At 73.1% G+C, this 20506-nt stretch carries 11 protein-coding genes; 8 read left to right on the forward strand and 3 right to left on the reverse strand.

Going from position 1 to position 20506, the window contains the following annotated elements:
- Positions 1-92 precede the first annotated feature (92 nt).
- A complete protein-coding gene (locus ACODT5_RS42495) occupies positions 93-629 on the reverse strand; it encodes a hypothetical protein (protein WP_422524268.1) in 537 nt (178 codons plus the stop codon).
- Between the two features lie 139 nt (positions 630-768).
- Positions 769-1998: a nucleotide sugar dehydrogenase gene (locus ACODT5_RS42500; protein ID WP_254382460.1), complete on the reverse strand. Its 1230-nt coding sequence runs from the start codon at positions 1996-1998 to the stop codon at positions 769-771.
- Positions 1999-2349: 351 nt separating this feature from the next.
- On the opposite strand from ACODT5_RS42500, the gene ACODT5_RS42505 reads away from it, so the two are divergent.
- From ACODT5_RS42505 to ACODT5_RS42535, 7 genes are all read left to right on the forward strand, one after another.
- The gene (locus ACODT5_RS42505; RefSeq protein ID WP_422524269.1) at positions 2350-4068 is read left to right on the forward strand and encodes a glycerol-3-phosphate dehydrogenase/oxidase; all 1719 of its coding nucleotides are present in this window, start codon (positions 2350-2352) and stop codon (positions 4066-4068) included.
- Positions 4069-4217: 149 nt separating this feature from the next.
- Complete coding sequence (locus tag ACODT5_RS42510; RefSeq protein WP_422524270.1) at positions 4218-6950, forward strand: serine/threonine protein kinase; 2733 nt, start codon at positions 4218-4220, stop codon at positions 6948-6950.
- A gap of 117 nt (positions 6951-7067) precedes the next feature.
- Positions 7068-10595 carry a hypothetical protein gene (locus ACODT5_RS42515; protein WP_422524271.1) on the forward strand — a complete coding sequence of 1176 codons (3528 nt, stop codon included), beginning with the start codon at positions 7068-7070 and terminating at the stop codon, positions 10593-10595.
- Positions 10596-10712: 117 nt separating this feature from the next.
- Positions 10713-12443: a serine/threonine-protein kinase gene (locus tag ACODT5_RS42520; protein ID WP_422524272.1), complete on the forward strand. Its 1731-nt coding sequence runs from the start codon at positions 10713-10715 to the stop codon at positions 12441-12443.
- Between the two features lie 170 nt (positions 12444-12613).
- Positions 12614-14242 carry a succinic semialdehyde dehydrogenase gene (locus ACODT5_RS42525; protein ID WP_422524273.1) on the forward strand — a complete coding sequence of 543 codons (1629 nt, stop codon included), beginning with the start codon at positions 12614-12616 and terminating at the stop codon, positions 14240-14242.
- 57 nt (positions 14243-14299) lie between these two features.
- On the forward strand, positions 14300-16093 hold the full coding sequence (locus ACODT5_RS42530; protein ID WP_422524274.1) for a GMC oxidoreductase: 1794 nt from the start codon (positions 14300-14302) through the stop codon (positions 16091-16093).
- Between the two features lie 194 nt (positions 16094-16287).
- Entirely contained in the window at positions 16288-17949 is a 1662-nt protein-coding gene (locus ACODT5_RS42535) for an LPXTG cell wall anchor domain-containing protein (protein ID WP_422524275.1), read from the forward strand.
- Between the two features lie 323 nt (positions 17950-18272).
- Here the strand turns inward: ACODT5_RS42535 and ACODT5_RS42540 are convergent, their stop codons facing one another.
- Positions 18273-18569, reverse strand: a complete 297-nt coding sequence (locus ACODT5_RS42540; protein WP_422524276.1) for a chorismate mutase — start codon at positions 18567-18569, stop codon at positions 18273-18275.
- Positions 18570-18878: 309 nt separating this feature from the next.
- Between ACODT5_RS42540 and guaA the strand changes: the two genes are divergently transcribed.
- Complete coding sequence (guaA, locus tag ACODT5_RS42545; RefSeq protein WP_266905358.1) at positions 18879-20465, forward strand: glutamine-hydrolyzing GMP synthase; 1587 nt, start codon at positions 18879-18881, stop codon at positions 20463-20465.
- Positions 20466-20506: the final 41 nt, after the last annotated feature.

The raw sequence follows: 20506 nt of genomic DNA on the forward strand, positions 1-20506 counted from the left end.
TCGGGGTGAAGTCGGCAGAATTGCAGCACACGGTCGACGGCCCCGGAGTCCTGGTGGATTCCGGGGCCGGTCGCGCGTGGAGAGCCGAGGGGTCAGGCGGCCTTGCGGGCCGACTGGAAGGCGGTGTAGCCGCCGAGGGCGAGGAAGAGGTACGTCATCGGGCCCGAGGCTTCCTTCCAGGCGTCGACGAGCAGGGAGGTGCCGAGGTCGAGCACGTCGAGGGTGCTCACGCCGAGCTCGTCCGCACCGATCATGGCGATGCCGAGGATCTGGCCCGCGAACACGGCGGCCAGCGAGAGCAGGGCGCTGAGCACCGGCAGGAGGGGGTTGGCCCCGCCGAGCTTGCCGGCGGCGAAGCCGACAGCGGCGCCGACGGCGACGGCCGCGAAGCCGATCTGGTACTCGGTCAGGCCGATGATCGTGCCGTAGACGCCGGCGGTGACCAGAGCGGCGCCCACGGCCGCGGCGATCCCGAGACCCACGTTGGCGGGGCGCGCCGGGGCCGGGGCCTGGGCCTGGAGGAAGTCGGCGCCGGACGGGCCCGGGTAAGGGGCCGGGGCGGCGGCTTCGGGTGCGGGCGACGCGGGAGTGGTGGAGTCGGGCGTGGGCGACGGGAACTGCTGGCTCATGGAGAAATCCCCCCCAGGGATTTTGGGCACACGGGGCCCGCACGGCTGACGTGGGGGGTGTATGCGCGAGATAAGTCGCCGCAGGCTAGCAGCAGCCTGCGACATCCGTGGAGAGGTTTCGGCGGGGCGGTCGCGCGGCCTAGAGGCGGTGTGCGGCGCCCGCCGGGCTGGCGCCGCGGGTGTCCAGCAGCAACTGGGCCTTGACCGCCAGGCCTTGCAGGTCGTAGGTGCGGTGGTGCTGGAGCAGGATCGTCAGATCGGCGTTGGCGGCGGCCTCGTACAGCGACTCGGCGCGGGGGACGGGCTGGTCCCTGACGCGCCATCCGGCGATGTACGGGTCGTGGTAGCTGATCAGCGCACCGAGGTCGAGGAGGCGGCTGGCGATCTCGCGCGCCGGGGACCCCTCCTGGTCGGCGAGGTCCGGCTTGTAGGTGACGCCCAGGAGGAGGACGCGGGCGCCGCGCGCGGACTTGCCGTGCTCGTTGAGCAGGGTGGCGCTGCGCTGGATGACGTACTGCGGCATCCGGTCGTTGATCTCCTGCGCCAGACCGACCATGCGCAGCGGGTGACCCGGGGTGCGGGTGGTGTGGGGGAGGTAGTTGGGGTCGAGGGGGACTCCGTGGCCGCCGACTCCGGGGCCGGGGCGGAAGGCCTGGAACCCGTACGGCTTGGTCTCGGCGCAGCGGATGACGTCCCACAGGTCCACGCCCAGGTCGTGGCAGAGCACGGCCATCTCGTTCATGAGGGCGATGTTGACGTGCCGGTAGTTCGTTTCGAGGAGCTGGACCGTTTCGGCCTCGCGCAGGCCGCGGGCGCGGACCACCTTCTCGGTGAGGCGGGCGTAGAAGGCGTGCGCCGACTCGGTGCAGGCGGGGGTGAGGCCGCCGATGACCTTGGGGGTGTTGGAGATGCCGTGCGTGCGGTTGCCGGGGTCGAGGCGGCTGGGGGAGTAGGCCAGGTGGAAGTCCCGGCCGGCGCGCAGGCGGGAGCCCGATTCGAGGATCGGGCGCAGATAGTCCTCGGTGACGCCCGGGTGGGCCGCCGATTCGAGGATGACGGTGGTGTGCGGGCGCAGCCGGGCGGCGAGCGTGCGGCCCGCCTCGCCGACCGCGGACAGGTCGAGTGCGCGGTCGGCGCCGAGCTGGGTGGGGGCGCAGATGACGGCCGTGCGGACCCGGCCCAGTTCGGCGGGGTTGGTGGTGACCCGGAAGCCGGCCGCCGACATGCGGCGGATCTCGGCGGCGGTGAGGGTGGAGTCCGTCGCCGGACCGCTGTCGTAGCCGACCGTCTCGATCCCGGCGGCCACGGCTGCCTGGGCGAGCGGGAGGCCGAGATGGCCGAGTCCGATGACGGCGAGATCTGCGGGCATGGGGGTGCCGTCCCTTCCCTTCCCTGACATGCATGAGGGGGCGGTGCGCGCAAGTCCTGTGGAGGAGGAAATCTGGCGCAATGTCAGACTAGGCGTATATATGACAGATATGTCGTATTCAGGGGTCTTGGTCGCCTCCGTGTTATCCACAGGCGGTGGCTGATGTGGATGCGGCCGGACAGAATCATGAACGGGCGATGTGAGCGGGATCACCCATAACCGGTGGGATGACCGCACAGGACGGACGGGGCGACCCGCGTCAACGGGAGGCAGGCAGCCGTGAGGACTGGGACAGGGGCAGGGACGGGCGCAGCGGCAGGTGCGGGGTCGGGGATGGGGATGGGCGCGGGGATGGGGGGAGGCGGTGGGCGGGCCTCGCTGGGGCCCGTGCAGCGGGCCGAGGCGCTCGCAGGGATGGCCGAGCGGGAGCTCGACGTGCTGGTGGTCGGCGCCGGTGTGGTGGGCGCCGGTACCGCCCTCGACGCCGTGACCAGAGGCCTGGCGACCGGGCTGGTGGAGGCCCGGGACTGGGCTTCGGGTACGTCCAGCCGGTCCAGCAAGCTCATCCACGGCGGGCTCAGATACCTGGAGATGCTCGACTTCGCCCTGGTGCGGGAGGCGCTCAAGGAGCGCGGCCTGCTGCTGGGGCGGCTCGCCCCGCACCTGGTGAAGCCGGTGCCGTTCCTCTACCCCTTGCAGCACAAGGGGTGGGAGCGGTTCTATGCCGGTTCGGGCGTCGCGCTGTACGACGCCATGTCGCTCTCCAGCGGCCACGGGCGCGGTCTGCCGACGCACCGGCACCTCTCGCGCAAGCGCGCCCTGCGGATCGCGCCGGCGCTGCGCAAGGACGCGCTGGTGGGCGCCCTGCAGTACTACGACGCCCAGATGGACGACGCCCGATACGTGGCGACCCTGGTCCGGACGGCCGCCGCGTACGGGGCGCAGTGCGCCAACCGGGCGAGGGTCATCGGCTTCCTCCGGGAGGGCGAGCGGGTCGTCGGGGCGCGGGTGCAGGACGTGGAGGGCGGCGGGGAGTACGAGATCCGGGCGAAGCAGATCGTGAACGCCACGGGGGTGTGGACGGACGACACCCAGGCGCTGATCGGGGAGCGCGGGCAGTTCCACGTGCGGGCTTCGAAGGGCATCCACCTCGTCGTCCCCAAGGACCGGATCCACTCCTCGACCGGGCTGATCCTGCGGACCGAGAAGTCGGTGCTCTTCGTCATCCCGTGGGGCCGGCACTGGATCGTGGGCACCACGGACACCGACTGGGACCTGGACAAGGCGCACCCGGCGGCTTCGAGCGCGGACATCGACTACCTGCTGGAGCACGTGAACTCGGTGCTGGCGGTCCCGCTCACCCGGGACGACGTCCAGGGGGTCTACGCCGGCCTGAGGCCGCTGCTGGCCGGGGAGTCGGACGCGACGAGCAAGCTCTCGCGCGAGCACACGGTGGCGCACCCGGTGCCGGGGCTGGTGGTGGTCGCCGGCGGCAAGTACACGACGTACCGGGTGATGGCCAAGGACGCGGTGGACGAGGCGGTGCACGGGCTGGACCAGCGGGTCGCGCCCTGCGTGACGGAGGACGTGCCGCTGGTCGGGGCCGAGGGGTACCGGGCCCTGTGGAACGGCCGGGCGCGGATCGCCGCGCGGACGGGGCTCCATGTGGTGCGGGTGGAGCACCTCTTGAACCGGTACGGCTCGCTGACGGAGGAACTGCTGGCACTGATCGCGCAGGATCCCACCCTCGGGGAGCCGCTGACGGGCGCCGACGACTACCTCCGCGCCGAAGTGGTCTACGCGGCCTCGCACGAGGGGGCGCGGCACCTGGACGACGTGCTGACCAGGCGGACGCGGATCTCGATCGAGACCTTCGACCGGGGGACGCGATCGGCGCGCGAGTGCGCGGAGTTGATGGCTCCGGTCCTGGGCTGGGACGAGCAGCAGATCGAGAAGGAAGTGGAGCACTACGAGAAAAGGGTGCAGGCTGAACGGGAATCGCAGCGCCAGCCGGACGATCAGACGGCGGACGCGGCGAGGCTGGGGGCGCCGGACATCGTCCCGTTGTAACTCTGGGATGTCGCGGGCGGAACCGCGGACCCGGGGCTCCCGTCCGTTGCGGAGTAAGGGACAATGAGGGTTCTGCCGGGGCGGGTTACCGGGCACCCCGGCCGCTGCCAGGGCAACCGGAGCAGGCGGCACGAACGCAGAGGGGACGCATGTCGAAGCCGGAGCACACCGAGTCGCCGGAGCCGTCTGTCGGGACGGGATCGCCGGTGCCTCCGGCGACACCCCCGACGGACCCGAAGTCTCCTGCCGAGACGCCTGCGGCGGGAGCCGCGAAGGCCGCGCCCGCGGGTGCGAAGCGTGCTGTGGCGCGGGCTGCGAAGGCCGGCGGCGGTTCGGCCGCGGGCACCGCAGGCCCGGCCGACGCTGACAGCGGAGCCGGAGCCGACGCCGAATCCGGTGTGGGCGGGGCTCCTGAGGCCGCTGCGGGGGTGGCCGGCCCGGAGGACGCGAAGCCCGCGGCTTCCGCGGCGGAGCCGGAGCCGCGGAAGGCGGCTGCTGCGAAGCCTGCCGGGGCGGAGGCTGAGCCCGAGGACGCGAAGCCTGCGGGTGCCGGGTCCGCGGGTGCGAAGGCCTCCGGTGTGGTTGTTGAGCCCGAGGATGCGAAGCCTGCTGGTGTGGGTGCCGGGTCCGAGGGTGCGAAGCCTGCCGGGGTGAAGGGTGAGCCTGAGGACGCGAAGCCTGCTGGTGTGGGTGCCGCGTCCCAGGACGCGAAGCCTGCCGGGGTGGAGGCTGGGCCCGAGGATGCGAAGCCTGCCGGGGTGGAGGCTGGGCCCGAGGATGCGAAGCCTGCCGGGGTGGAGGCTGGGCCCGAGGATGCGAAGCCTCTCGGTGTGAAGGCCGAGTTGCGGAAGGCTGCCGTTGTGCGGGCGGACGGTGGGGGCGAGGATGCCAAGCCCGTCGCCGTGAGCAAGGCCGACGAGGTGGCCGCCGCCGTCAAGGCCGCCGCCGCCAAGGCGGGATCGGGCGCCCAGGACGAGGGCCGGCTGCTCGCGGGCCGGTACCGGCTCAGTGACATCCTCGGCAAGGGCGGCATGGGCACCGTCTGGCGCGCCCAGGACGAGACCCTCGGCCGGACCGTCGCCGTCAAGGAACTCCGCTTCGGCAGCGGCGTCGACGACGACGAGAAGCGCCGCCTCATCACCCGCACCCTCCGCGAGGCGAAGGCCATCGCCCGGATCCGCAGCGGCGGTGCGGTGACCGTCTACGACGTCGTCGACGAAGACGGCCGGCCGTGGATCGTCATGGAGCTCATCGAGGGCCCCTCGCTCGCGGAGTTCATCCGCGAGAGCGGCCCGCTCACCCCCCGCCGCGCCGCCGAAGTCGGCCTCGCCGTGCTCGACGTACTGCGGGCCGCCCACCGCCAGGGCATCCTGCACCGGGACGTGAAGCCCTCCAACGTGCTCCTCGCCGACCACGGCAACGGCCGCGTGATCCTCACCGACTTCGGCATCGCCCAGGTCGAGGGCGACCCCTCCGTCACCTCCACCGGCATGCTCGTCGGCGCGCCCTCGTACATCTCGCCCGAGCGGGCCCGCGGCCAGCGGCCCGGCCCGCCGGCGGACATGTGGTCGCTCGGCGGCCTGCTGTACGCCGCGGTCGAGGGGGTTCCCCCGTACGACAAGGGGTCGGCGCTCGCGACGCTCACCGCCGTGATGACGGAGCCCGTCGAACCGCCCAAGAACGCCGGTCCGCTGACCGAGGTCATCTACGGACTCCTCGTCAAGGACCCCGCCCACCGGCTCGACGACGACCGCGCGCGGGCGCTGCTGACCGCCGTGATCGAAGCGCCCGAGCCGCCGGCTCCCGTACCCGCCCCGGACGTCGAGGAGACCCGGCAGATATCGCTCGCCGAGGCGCGGGACGCCGCCGAGAAGGCGGCCGCCGACAAGGCGGCCAAGGCCGCCGAGAAGGCGGAGAAGAAGGACCGCGAGCGCCGTGAGCGCGAGCAGCGCGAGCGCGCCCGCGCGGCGTTGAAGTCGGCCCGCAAGGAGGCGGCCGCCAGTGCCGCGGCCGTCGCCGCCGAGGCCGCGACCGCGAGCGCCGCCGAATCCCCGTCGCCGCGCCCCGCGCCCGTCGCGGCCCCGCTCACCGACGTCGTGCCGCGCCGCACCATCGCGCTCGCGATCGCCGGCGTGGTCGTGGCGCTCGCCGTCATCGGCTCGGCCATCGTGTACGCCATCACCGGCGACGACGAGAAGGGCGGTTCGCCGAAGGACGGCAAGGGCGGCAGTTCCGCGGCCGCTTCGAGCCCCGCGGGCGGTTCCGTGCCGCAGTCCCCGGCTTCGCCCTCGCCCTCGCCCTCGCCGAAGTCCGGCGATGCGTCGGGCGGAGGGGCCGCCTCGCCGGACCCGGGCCAGTCGCAGGGCTCCGGCACCAACCCCGGCCAGGGTCAGGGAGCCACGCCCGGGGGATCGCTGCCCGGGATCCCGCCCGGCTACTTCCAGGTCGACGACCCCGGGTTCCACTTCGCGATGGTCATGCCCGAGGGCTTCAAGCAGACCGGCGTGATAGGGAACAACGACGGCGTCGTCTACAGCCGCGACGGCGGTTTCCCGCGCATCCAGATCGACTTCAACAGCTCGCCGAAGGACGACGCCCGCGCCGCCTGGCTCGCGCTGGCCCCGAGCGTGGCGAGGAGCAGCACCAACTACAACCTGCTGCGCCTCGAACCGGTCCAGTACCGCGGGTACCCGACCGTCGCGGACTGGGAGTTCGAGCGGGACCAGAAGGGCGTGCGGGTCCGGGTGCTCGACCGCGGGTTCCGGATCGACGCGAAGCACGGCTACGCCATCATGATCACCTGCCTCGCCGACCAGTGGGACGCGGCGGAGTGCGCGTCGATGCGCAGCACGGCGTTCGACACCTTCCAGCCACGGGGCTGATACCCGCCCCCAGCGGGCTCGGGTCAGCCTCTCCAGGGCCGGGACGCGGGCGCCTCGGGCGTCGTATCGTGTCAGCGGGGCCTGGGGGACGGGCCCGCAGCTCTCGGGGGAGGCGATGTGGAGGACTACGCGGGCCGGATCCTGGCCGAGCGCTACCGTCTGCCGCTGCCGCCTTCGGACGCCTACGAACTGATCGAGACCCGGGCCTTCGACACGCGCAGCGGCCAGGAAGTCCTCGTACGGCAGGTCCCGTTGCCGGAGGTCGTCGACGCGGAGCTGCTGGACGGCACGCGGGGCGGCCCTCCCGCCGCGGGGGGCGGGCGCGTACCGCACGGTGAACTGCCCGCCGTGCGCAGGGCGATCGAGGCGGCGCAGGCGGCGGCGTCCGTGCCGGACCATCCGCGGCTGGACCAGGTCTTCGACGTGTTCGCGGAGGGCGGTTCGCTGTGGATAGTGAGCGAACTCGTCCCGGCCCGGCCGCTGGCGGCGCTGATCGCCGACGAACCGCTGAGCCCGTACCGGGCGGCGGAGGTGGCGGCGGACGTGCTGACCGCCCTGCGGGTGCTGCACGCGCACGGGTGGACGCACCGGAACATCACCATGCGGACGGTACTGATCTGCGAGGACGGTCGGGTCGTCCTGACCGGGCTCGCGGCGGGTGCGGCGGAGGACGCCCTGTGCGGGTACGACCCGGTCCCTGCGCGGGACGGTACGGGCGGCTCCGCGGGGCCCTGGCCGGGCGGTGAACCGGGTGGTGAACCGGGCGGTGGCGTGGGGCTCCCGGCGGGGCGGCCGGCGAGTGGCGGTGGGTACGGAGACGGATACGGCGGCGGCGCTCCGGCAGGGCCGGGGGCGGGCGCGGGGTACGGCGGCGGGTCCCCGGGCGGCTCCTGGGGCGGGCCGGCGGCGGATGCGGGGTACGGGCAGGTGCCTGGGCCGTCCGGCGGGGAGCGGAGTACGGAGCTCGGCTACCGGTACGAAGACGCGTACGGCGGCGGGGCCGCGGAGCCGTCCGGGCCCGATGGCGGGGCCGGCGGGGGTGCGGCCGTCCAGGAGGGCGGGTACGCGGCGGAGTACGCGCCGCTCGTGGCTCCGGGGTACGACACCGGGCCGCGCTACCGGGACCACATAAGCCCGAGCACGGCCGGTACCCCCGGCACGACCGGTACCCCTGGCACGGGCGGTACCCCTGGCACGACCGGTACCTCCGGCACCTCCGGCACGTCTGGAACCCCCAGCGTTCCCGAAACCTCCGGCGCTCCGGGAATCTCTGGAGCTCCCGGTACCTCCGGCACCTCCGGGGAGCGGCCCGATCTGAAGGCCGCCGCGCGGGCCGGGGCCGTTGCCGCGTACCGGGCCGGGGCCCAGGCCGCCGCGCGGATCACCGAGCAGCGCAGGGCGGCCGGGGCGGAGGCCGCGGCGGAGCAGGAGGCGGAGCCGAGGCCGGAGGGGTCGAAGCTGCCGCAGGGGTACTCGTACCCGTACGGCGGCCCCGACAGCGGAGCGGCCTGGCACGGCGCCACCCCGCGCCGCCAGGCCCTGCCCCCGGCCGAGACGGAGCCGCCTGCCCGCGCCGCGCTGCCGGCGCAACTCGCGCTTCCGCAGGGCTACCAGCAGGCGGACACCCCGGGCGACGGCACACCCCGGGCCTCCGACGACGGCCAGGGTCCTGGGCAGCCGACGGCGCCGGGCGTCCAGGCGCATCCGCAGGACGGCGCCGAGCGCCGGACGGTCCCCGGGCCGGGGCACGAGCCCGGCTACGGGCGGCCCTCGCCCGGACCGGGCCGCCCGGATCAGGCGGGCACCGGTCAGCCGGTCCCACGGGGCGGCGCCGACCACGGCCGGCAGCCCCAGCTCGGACCGGGCCGCCCGGACCAGGCGGGCTCCGGCCAGGGCGGCCCGCAAGGCGGCACCGGATACGGGGCGGTTTCCGGGGCCGACGGCCAGGGCCATCCGCACGGCGGCGCCGGGCACACCGGGCTTCCCGGGGGCGACGGGTACGGCCAGGGCCGTCCGCAGGGCGGTGCCGGGGCTTCCGGGGCGGTCGGGCACGTTCAGGGCGGCGCCGGGTATGCGACGGCTACCGGGGCCCGAGGCCCCGGCCAGAGCGGCCCGCAGGCAGATTCGCAGGGCGGTGCCGGGTACGCGACGGCTTCCGGGGCCGGCGGCTACGGCCAGGCCGGTCCGCAGGGCGGTGCCGGGTACCCGACGGCTACCGGGGCCGGCGGGTACGGCCAGAGCAGTACGCAGGGCCGTCCGCACGGCGGTGCCGGGGCTTCCGGGGCGGGCGGGCATGGCCAGGCCGGTCCGCAGGGTGGTGCCGGGTACCCGGGGCCGCAGGGTGGTGGCGGGTACCCGGTGGTTTCCGCGGGGGGCGGTTACGGGGGGGCCCGCCCCGGCGGTGGTGGTGCCGGGTGGGGGAGCGGGCCGCAGAGCGGGCTCGATGCCGAGCGGGCCCGGCAGACGCGGATGGCCGTGGTCGGGGCCGTCACCGAGCGGTGGGCTCCCGAGCAGGCGCAGGCCGTGCACGGGCCGTGGCAGTTGGCCGCACCGGTCGGGCCGGCCACCGACCTCTGGGGACTGGGGGCGCTGCTGTACCGGGCCGTGCAGGGCCATGCCCCGTACCCCGAGGACAGCGTCGCCGAGCTCGTGGAGATGATCTGCGCCGAGCCCCCCGCCTTCGCCGAGGAGTGCGGCCCGCTGCGCCCGATCGTGGAATCCCTGCTGCGCCAGGACCCGACCGAGCGGCCCGACTTCGAGGAGCTCCGCGGCTGGCTTCGCTCCCTCGTGCGGTCCGCCCCGGAGCCCGACGGCGGCTTCGCCATGCTGCCGCCGGTGGTGGAGGATCCGGCCAGGCTGCCCGTCGTACGGCGGCGGGCCGACCTGCACGGCCGGCACCGCAGCGCCGAACACCCCCGCAAGCCGCGCTCGCTGGGGCGTTCCCTGCTGCTGGGGGTACTCGTCCTGCTCTCCGGAGCGGTGGCCTACGCCCTGTTCTTCATGCCCCGGGCCGCCGATCCGCAGGGCGGGCAGAAGGCCGCCGGAATGCGGCCGCCCGCCGCGACCCAGTCGCAGGGCCCCGGCCGCAGCCCGGGCCAGAGCCCGAGCCCGAAGCCGAGCGGGTCCGGTCAGGCCCCGAGCCCCTCCGTGAACCCGCCCGAGTCCAAGCCCGCCCCGCAGACCAACGCCCCCGCCCCGCCCGGGTACACGGCCCAGCAGGACGCCGAGCACTTCTCGATCAACGTTCCGAACGGCTGGGAGCGTCGCGGAATGAACGAGTCCGGTCAGGTCCGCTACACGGAGGGGGACTTCGTCCTGACCGTCGTCCCCGGCCGGGACAAGGTCCAGGGCAATCCCGACCCGGCCACCTACCAGAAGGACAAGGAGCCCGAGCTGGCCCCGTACCGCTCCTCCACCTGGTCCAGCGTCAGCGACATCAAGTCCACCAAGGTCGGCAACCAGCTCCGCGTCACCGGCCGGTACACCTGGATCGACGGCAACGGCCGTTCCGTCGTGGCCCGCAACTTCGTGGTCGCGCTCGGAGGTTCCTACCACGTGGTCATGGTGACCGGCCCGCAGGACCAGGAGGGCAAGGTCACCGAGACCTTCGAACAGGCGACGGCCAGCTACAAGAGCGGCGGCTGACGAGACATCAGTACGGCAATTGCGTCACAGTGCGGCCCAACCGCCCCCCGGTGGTTCCGCCGCCGCCCGCGATCTCCGTAGTCTGACCGGAAGTGCACAGAGCGGCGGCGGGGATTCGTGGAACAGCAGACAGGTGCGGGTGCGGTGCTCGCGGGCCGGTACCGGCTCGTCGAGCCCATCGGCAGGGGCGGCATGGGCAAGGTGTGGCGCGCCCACGACGAGCTGCTGCACAGGACGGTCGCCGTCAAGGAACTGACGGCCGGCCTGTACGTCGCCCAGGCGGACCGGGACGTCCTGCACGCCCGGACGCAGAAGGAGGCCCGGGCCGCGGCCCGGATCCAGCATCCGGCGGTCGTCACCGTGCACGACGTACTGGAACACGACGACCGGCCCTGGATCGTCATGGAGTACATCGACGGCCCCTCCCTCGCCGACGCGGCGAAGACGGCCGGCCGGATCGAACCCCGCGAGGCGGCCCGGATCGGGCTGCACGTGCTCGGCGCGCTGCGCGCCGCGCACGCGGTCGGCGTACTGCACCGCGACGTGAAGCCGGGCAACGTGATGCTCGCCAAGGACGGCCGGGTGATGCTCGCCGACTTCGGCATCGCCGCGATCGAGGGCGACTCCTCCATCACGCGCACCGGCGAACTCATCGGCTCCATCGACTACCTGGCCCCCGAGCGGGTCACCGGCGGGTCCCCCGATCCGGCCTCCGACCTGTGGTCGCTCGGCGCGACGCTGTACACGGCCGTCGAGGCGCGCTCGCCGTTCCGCCGCACCTCGCCCATCTCCAGCCTCCAGGCCGTGGTGAACGAGGAGCCGCCCGCCCCGACCCACGCGGGCGCGCTGGCCCCGGTCATCACGGCGCTGCTGCGCAAGGACCCGGCGCAGCGGCCGTCGGCCGACGAGGCCGAGCAGATGCTGCTGCAGGCGATGGAGGGCCGGGAGCCGAAGTCGGCGCAGGCGTACGTACCCACGCGCGCGATGGGCTCCGAGGAGCTGGGCGCCGCCCGGAACGAGCCGGCGGACACGGCCGCGCTGCCCGGGGACGGGGAGCAGGGGGCGGGGCCGGGGCCGGACCAGGCCCGCGCCGCGGACCCGGAGCCGGCGTTCGCCGCCGGGTCCGGGGCCGGACCGGGCGCGCAGGCCGGGCCGGGCGGTCAGGGTCGCCCGGGCGCCGGGGCCCCCGGCTGGATCGGGCGCGCGGCGGTCATCGCCGTGGTGGCGGCGCTGCTCGGCGGCGGCGGGGTGTTCGGGATCCTGAAGTACACCAGCGACTCGGAAACGGACGGTGGGATTCCGGGCCGGAACGCCGGCGCGCCCCAGCCGCCCGGCGCCTCGCCCGGTGACTCCGGCGGCGGGGATGCCAAGGTGCAGGCGGACGAGGCGCCGCCGGCGGGCTGGAAGAAGACGGTCGACAAGCAGGGCTTCTCCCTCTTCGTCCCGGACGGCTGGAAGCGCCGGGAGGACGGGACGCAGATCGACTACACCGGGGACGGCGGCAAGCACTTCATCCGGATCGCGATGGACCGCAAGCCGGTGTTCAAGGACCCGTACGCGCACCTGCTGGACCTGGAGAAGCAGGTCCAGAAGCGCTCCGACTACGTCCGCCAGACCCTGCACCCGAACACCTTCCGCGGGCAGGCCAAGGCCGCCCTGTGGGAGTTCGCGTGGACGGAGAGGACCGGGGCGTTCACCGGGCCCCGGAAGGCCATCGAGCAGATGTACTACGCGCCGGACGGCACCGAGTACGCGGTGTACATGTCGGGTCCGGTCGCGGACTGGGACGCCACCCGGTCACAGTTCGGCATCGTGCTCAGCGGCTGGCAGCCGGCCCCGGCCGGCTGAGGCCGCCCCCCGGGGCCCTGTGAGCCCCGTCTCCCGGCCCGTTGGGACCGGCCCCCGGCGTGCCCCCGTGTCCGGATTCCGCCATCCTGCCAGCGATCACTGGCAGAAATGGCAAAATCCGGTTACCGGCGGGTACCCAAAGCACCCTCGGGCGCAATACGCTCACGGCCATGACGGACACCCAGGCCCCGGCCCCCCTCCGCAGCGCCCCGCAGCCCACCAACCCGGTCGCCCCCGCCCCGGCCGGCGCCCGGAGCGCCGCCGACGTGGTGACCCCCGAACTGGTCGCCCGGCTGACCCGCGGAGTGGCCGGGTCCGGCCGCACCGCCAACCACAGCCCCTTCACCGGGGACCGGCTCGCGGAGCTCCCCGAGGCCACCCCCGAGGACGTGGCGAACGCCTTCGCCGCCGCCCGCGCCGCGCAGCCCGCCTGGGCCGCCGTGCCGGTCCGCGCGCGGGCCGCCGTACTGCTGCGCTTCCACGACCTGGTCCTGGCCCGGCAGGCCGAGGTGCTCGACCTGATCCAGCTGGAGACCGGCAAGGCGCGCCTGCACGCCCACGAGGAGCTGCAGGCCGTCGCGGTCGCCGCCCGGCACTACGGCCGCAAGGCGCCCTCGTACCTGCGCCCCAAGGGCCACACGGGCGCCATGCCCACCCTCACCAAGGTCACCGAGCTGCGCCAGCCGCGCGGGGTCATCGGCCAGATCGCCCCCTGGAACTACCCCCTCGAACTGTCCATCGGCGACGCCCTGCCCGCCTTCGTCGCGGGCAACGCCGTCGTGATGAAGCCCGACACCGAGACCGCGCTCACCGCCCTGTGGGCCCGCGACCTGATGATCGAGGCGGGCCTGCCGGCCGAGGTGTTCCAGATCGTCCTCGGCGAGGGCCCGGTCGTCGGCCCCGAGCTGGTCCGGCACGCCGACTACGTTTCGTTCACCGGCTCCACGCGTACCGGCCGCGAGGTGGCCCAGGGCGCGGCCGCCCGCCTGGTCGGCGTCTCCCTCGAACTCGGCGGCAAGAACGCCATGCTCGTCCTGCGCGACGCCGACGTGGAGAAGGCCGCCGCCGGCGCCGTCCGCGCCTGCTTCTCCTCCGCGGGCCAGCTGTGCATCTCCATCGAGCGGATGTACGTCCACGCCTCGATCGCCGACGAGTTCGTCGCCCGGTTCGCCGCCCGGACGAAGGCCATGCGCCTCGGCTCCTCCCTCGCCTACGGCGCGGACATGGGCTCCCTCGCCGGCGAACGCCAGCTGGCGGCCGTACAGCGCCACGTGGACGACGCCGTGGCCAAGGGCGCCACCCTCGTCACCGGCGGCGTCGCCCGCCCCGACATCGGCCCGCTCTTCTACGAGCCGACCATCCTCGACGGCGTCGAGACCGCGATGGCGGTGTGCGGGGAGGAGACCTTCGGCCCGGTCGTCTCCATCTACCGCTTCACCGACGAGGACGAGGTCATCGAGGAGGCCAACGGCACCCCCTACGGCCTCAACTCCAGCGTGTGGACGAAGGACGCCCGCCGCGGCCACGCCGTCTCGGCCCGCCTGCGCACCGGCACCGTCAACATCAACGAGGGGTACGCCCCGGCCTACGGCAGCGCCCAGGCGCCCATGGGCGGCATGAAGCAATCCGGCCTCGGCCGCCGCCACGGCTCCGAGGGCATCCTCAAGTACACCGAGGCCCAGACCGTCGCCCACCAGCGGCTGCTGCCGATGGCGCCCTCGTTCGGGATGGACGACGAGAAGTACGCGGCGTTCATGACCCGCAGCCTCAAGGTCATGAAGGCCTTCCGGCTCCGCTAGGCCGTCCGCCCGTCCGCCCGTCCGCCCGTCCGTCCGTTCCGTTCAGGAGGCACCGCAGTGTCGTACGACAACGACTTCGACTACGACGTCATCGTCATCGGATCGGGCTTCGGAGGGTCGGTCTCGGCGCTGCGGCTCACCGAGAAGGGGTACCGGGTCGGCGTCCTGGAGGCGGGACGCCGGTTCACCCGCGCGACCCTGCCGAAGAACAGCTGGGACCTGCGCAACTACCTGTGGGCCCCGGCCCTCGGCCTGTACGGGATCCAGCGCATCCACCTCCTCGGCAACGTGATGGTCCTCGCGGGCGCAGGGGTCGGCGGCGGCTCCCTCAACTACGCCAACACCCTCTACGTGCCCCCCACCGCCTTCTTCGAGGACCGGCAGTGGGCGTCCATCACGGACTGGCAGGACGAGCTCGCCCCCTACTACGACCAGGCCAAGCGGATGCTGGGGGTCCGGCTCAACCCGACGACGACCCCCTCCGACGTCCACCTCAAGGCGGCCGCCGCCAAGATGGGCGTCGCCGACTCCTTCCACATGGCCCCGGTCGGAGTCTTCTTCGGAGACGGCGACGATGCCGAGGGCCAGGGCAAGGTCCGCCCCGGTGACGAGGTCGCCGACCCCTACTTCGGCGGCGCCGGCCCCGCCCGCAAGGCCTGCACCGAGTGCGGCGAGTGCATGACCGGCTGCCGGCACGGCGCGAAGAACACCCTGAACGAGAACTACCTGCACCTCGCGGAGCGGGCCGGCGCCGTCATCCACCCCATGACCACGGTCACCGCGCTCTCCGACCACCCCGACGGCGGCTACCGCGTCCGCACCGTCCCCACCGAGGGCCGCCGCCGCGCCGAGGCCAAGGTGCTGCGCGCACGCTACGTGGTCGTCGCCGCGGGCACGTACGGAACCCAGACCCTCCTGCACACGATGAAGGACCTCGGCGAGCTGCCCCGCCTCTCGGACCGGCTCGGCGATCTGACCCGGACCAACTCCGAAGGCCTCGTAGGGGCGCAGACGGACGACCGCCGCTACCGCAAGCGGCACGGCAAGGGGGAGCGGGCGGACTTCACGCGGGGCGTGGCCATCACCTCCTCGGTGCACCCCAACGCCGACACGCACATCGAGCCGGTGCGCTACGGCAAGGGCTCCAACGCGATGGGGTTCATGACCATCCTCCAGGTGCCGTACTCCACCCACCGGGTCCGCGCCTGGTTCGGGCGCACCGCCCGGCACCCCGTGCAGCTGCTGCGCTCGCTGTCCAACCGGCGCTGGTCGGAGCGGACCATCATCGGCCTGGTCATGCAGTCCCTCGACAACTCCCTGACCACCTACCGCAAGCCAGGCGGCATAGGGAAGGGACTGCTCACCGCCCGGCAGGGCCACGGAGCGCCCAACCCCGTACAGATCGCCGAGGCCACGCGGGCGGCGACCCTGCTGGCCGAGGAGATCAACGGGTTCCCCGGCAGCAACATCGGCGAGCTGATGGGCACCCCGCTGACGGCCCACTTCCTCGGCGGCTGCCCGATCGGCGCCTCGCCCGAGGAGGGCGTGGTCGACCCGTACCACCGGCTCTACGGGCACCCGGGCATCTCGGTGGTGGACGGCTCGGCGGTCTCCGCGAACCTCGGGGTCAACCCGTCGCTGACGATCACCGCGCAGGCGGAACGGGCGATGTCCTACTGGCCGAACAACGGCGAGCACGATCCGCGCCCGGAGCAGGGGGCGGCCTACACCCGCCTGACGGCCGTGGAACCGGTCCGCCCGGCGGTGCCGAAGGAGGCCTTCGGGGCGCTCCGCCTGCCCTTCCTGGCCGTACCGGAGGTCCCGCCGCGCACGGCGTCCCCCGCCGAATAGCCGCCGGCGCCGCACGCCACGCCGAATGACTTCGGCGGGCACCGCACTCCCCCTCCGAGCGCGGTACCCGCCGAACTACATGGAAGACATCCGCCCGGCCCGGATGGTTGTAGCGGAAACCGGCGACGGCGGTGTGGTGTGCGTCACATGGTCAAGGGGGCAACCGAGGAGGGGCTTCGCGTGTCAGGACCGGCATGAGAAAGAACATCTCCCTGCTGGCGGCAGCCGGCCTGGTGGCCGTCGGTCTGGCCGCCACTCCCGCGTACGCCGCAGATCCGGTGTTCACGCTCGTCAGCCCGGCGGAGACCGGCCTGCACCCGCACCCCGGGGACGCCGGGAAGCCGCAGACGACCACGGTCGGCTTCGTCGTCGAGAACGAGACCGGCAAGGGCTTCGGCGAGCAGAGCACCTACACGATCGACCTGAGCCCCCTCAAGGGCGTCGCCGACGTGAAGCTCACCCCGGAGCGGTCCAACGGCTGCACCCTCACGGCGGCGAAGGTCACCTGCACGGACTGGGTGGTCTGGCCGCACGGAAGCGAGGTCGTGGCCCTCGACCTCGCCGCCGCCAAGGGCAGCAAGATCGGCACGGTCGTCGACCTGACGATGACCGGCGCGGCGCAGGGAGCCACCTTCAAGCCCACCACCACCAAGGTCAAGGTCGGCGGCCCGGACCTGGTGCTGGAAGAGGCCAAGCTGAAGTCGAAGATCGTTCCCGGCGAGACCCAGCCGCTCCCGATCGTCTTCGGCAACGCGGGCACCGAGTCCGTCGACGGCGTGGCGCTGGAGCTGCAGACCACGCACGGCATGGGCCTGGTCGAGGAGTACGACAACTGCGCCTACAGCGAGGACGACACCGAGGGCCAGCCCTGGAACGTGGGCTGGGGCACGACGGTCTGCACCTTCGACAACGAGATCAAGCCGGGCGAGGTCTGGGAGATCGCCGGCGCGCTCACCCTCGAGGCCGCCCCGCACGCCTTCATCGACGAGCTGATCTACGGGGTGCACGAGGCCGGCTCCCAGCCGAAGTCCACGCAGAAGTTCAGCACGCCCCGCACGGGCAAGAAGCTGGGCCTCAAGGTGCGTTCTGCCAAGGCCGCTCCGCGGGCGGTCGACCTGGACCCGTGGAACAACCAGCAGGAGTTCGGCTTCCAGGTGAAGAACACCGCCGACCTGGTGGCCGACTCCACCTTCCTCAAGGGCAAGGCGGGCGAGACCGTCAAGGCCGAGCTCGGCTTCCACAACGAGGGTCCGGCATGGGTCGCCTACCTCCGCTCCGGTGAGGGCGTGGCCCTGACGGACATCGTGATCCCGGCCGGCGCGAAGGTCACCAAGGTGCCGAAGTCCTGCACGGCCGCCACGGCCTCGGGCGGCCACCGCGAGCAGCAGCTGGGCGCCCCGCGCTACAGGTGCGAGACCTCGCACGTCATCGGGGAGAAGCAGAAGTTCTCCTACCCGTTCGAGCTGAAGATCGAGAAGGTGATCGCGGACGCCACCGGCTCCGTCTCGGTCGGCGGCTGGTCCCCGGAGGGCACCGTGCCGGCGAGCTGGGACCCGAAGCACGCCAACAACAAGGCCGCCTTCGTGATCAACGGCAAGGGCATCGTCCCCACGCCGACCACGTCGCCGACCACCCCCGGCCCGAAGCCGACGGCCTCCACGAGCCCGTCGCCCACGCCGGGTGCGAGCACCACTCCGAGCCCGGGCGCCAGCTCCGGCAACGGCAAGACCCCGAACGGCGGCCTCGCCGACACCGGCTCCACCGCCGGGCCGGTCCTGATCGCCGGTGCGGCGCTCGTGGCCGCCGGTGGCGCGGTGTTCCTGGTGTTCCGCCGGAGGGCCACCGGCCGCGCGTAACGGCGTAGGCGGGGGGATCCAACGGGGGGAATGACGGGGGATCCCAACGGGGGAAACAGAAGAACGGCCGGTCCGGGGCGTCCCCCGGGCCGGCCGTCCTTGTGTGGTGACCGGGCTGCTGTCCCCTGCCGTCCGGTCACATGAAGGAGCGAGGTCCCACGACGCACACCCGCAGGGGGGTGCGTCTCATCGCTCCAGCGAGCCACGCGTGGTGCTGCGGTCCCGCACCTGGCTGGCACGGTCATCCGCATCAACGAAGGGCCGTGGGGGCGGTCACGGTCCGGACGGGTGACGAACAGGCGTCACGGGCAACCGCGGCGAGCTCAGACCCGGCCGCGGCACAGCTCCAGCAAGGTCATCGCGAGCGAGGTGCCGGGCTTGCCGAGGGCGTCGCTCCAGTGGTTCAGGACCTCCATCTCCCGCGACAGGTGCACCCGGCGCCCGCCCGAGCCGATCCGCGCCTCCTGGATGACGGTCGAGACGGCCATCCGTTCCTGGATCAGGCCGATGATCCGGTCGTCGATGGCGTCGATCCGCTCGCGGGAACCGGCGATCAGCTCCTCGGGGGCGGTGGCGGCGGGGGTGACGGCGGTGGGGGCGGTGGCGGTGATCGTGCTCATGGTCGGTCTCCTGTGGTGTGGGTGGGGAGGGAGGGTCCGACCGGAGCGGGAAACGCAGAGCGCCCCGGTCCTGTCGGACCGGGGCGCTCTGGGAAGTCAGTGGCTCAAGCGAGCATCACGATGACCCATGGCGACCGGACCGGCCGGTGCCATAGGTAAAGAGGAAGCTCAGCTGCTTGCGCATGGAGGGATTATTACCCTCTGTCCCGCTCCGTGCCAAGCCGGTTCGGACGGTGAGACGAAGAGGGGTATCCGTCCCCCGTTAGAATCGACAAAACAACCCCCTCTTTCCGCCGGAAGGCCTGCCCCGTGCCAGAAGCCACCTTCGCCACCCACGACAGCGCCCCGGACACGGTTCTCGTCGTCGACTTCGGCGCCCAGTACGCGCAGCTGATCGCCCGCCGCGTCCGCGAGGCACGGGTCTACTCCGAGGTCGTGCCCAGCACGATGCCCGTGGCCGAGATGCTCGCCAAGAACCCGAAGGCGATCATCCTCTCCGGCGGCCCGTCCTCCGTGTACGAGGAGGGCGCCCCCCAGCTCGACGGCGCGATCTTCGAGGCCGGCGTCCCCGTCTTCGGCATGTGCTACGGCTTCCAGCTCATGGCGGTCACCCTCGGCGGCACCGTCGACAACACCGGCTCGCGCGAGTACGGCCGTACTCCGCTGGCCGTCTCCAAGGCCGGATCCACCCTCTTCGAGGGCACCCCCGAGAACCAGTCGGTGTGGATGTCCCACGGCGACGCCTGCTCGGCGGCTCCCGAGGGCTTCACCGTCACCGCGTCCACCGACGTCGTCCCGGTCGCGGCCTTCGAGAACGACGAGAAGAAGCTCTACGGCGTGCAGTACCACCCCGAGGTGATGCACTCCACGCACGGCCAGCAGATCCTGGAGCACTTCCTCTACCGCGGCGCGGGCCTGCAGCCCACCTGGACCCCCGGCAACATCGTCGAGGAGCAGGTCGCCCTCATCCGCGAGCAGGTCGGCGACAAGCGCGCCATCTGCGGCCTGTCCGGCGGCGTGGACTCCGCGGTCGCCGCGGCCCTCGTGCAGAAGGCCATCGGCTCGCAGCTCACCTGCGTGTACGTGGACCACGGTCTGATGCGCAAGGGCGAGACCGAGCAGGTCGAGAAGGACTTCGTCGCCGCCACCGGCGTGCAGCTGAAGGTCGTCGACGCGCAGGAGCGCTTCCTGAACGCGCTGGCCGGGGTCTCCGACCCGGAGACCAAGCGCAAGATCATCGGACGCGAGTTCATCCGCGTCTTCGAGGCGGCCCAGCTGGAGATCCTCCAGGAGGACGGCCCGGCGGTCGCCTTCCTGGTCCAGGGCACCCTGTACCCGGACGTCGTCGAGTCCGGCGGCGGCACCGGCACCGCCAACATCAAGTCCCACCACAACGTGGGCGGGCTCCCCGACGACATCGAGTTCGAGCTCGTCGAGCCGCTGCGCCAGCTGTTCAAGGACGAGGTCCGGATGGTCGGCCAGGAGCTCGGCCTGCCCGCCGAGATCGTCCAGCGCCAGCCGTTCCCCGGCCCCGGCCTCGGCATCCGCATCGTCGGCGAGGTCACCAAGGAGCGCCTGGACCTGCTCCGCGAGGCCGACGCCATCGCCCGCCACGAGCTCACGGCGGCCGGCCTGGACCGCGAGATCTGGCAGTGCCCGGTCGTCCTGCTGGCCGATGTCCGCAGCGTCGGCGTCCAGGGTGACGGCCGTACGTACGGCCACCCGATCGTGCTGCGCCCCGTCTCCTCCGAGGACGCGATGACCGCGGACTGGACGCGCATGCCGTACGAGGTGCTCGCGCGGATCTCCACCCGCATCACCAACGAGGTGCCGGACGTCAACCGCGTGGTCCTGGACTGCACGAGCAAGCCGCCGGGCACCATCGAGTGGGAGTAGTCCCACCCGCCCGCACGTAGGTGACAAGGCCGCCGCTCCCT

The organism is Streptomyces tatrensis, assembly GCF_049310065.1.
GTDB lineage: Bacteria > Actinomycetota > Actinomycetes > Streptomycetales > Streptomycetaceae > Streptomyces.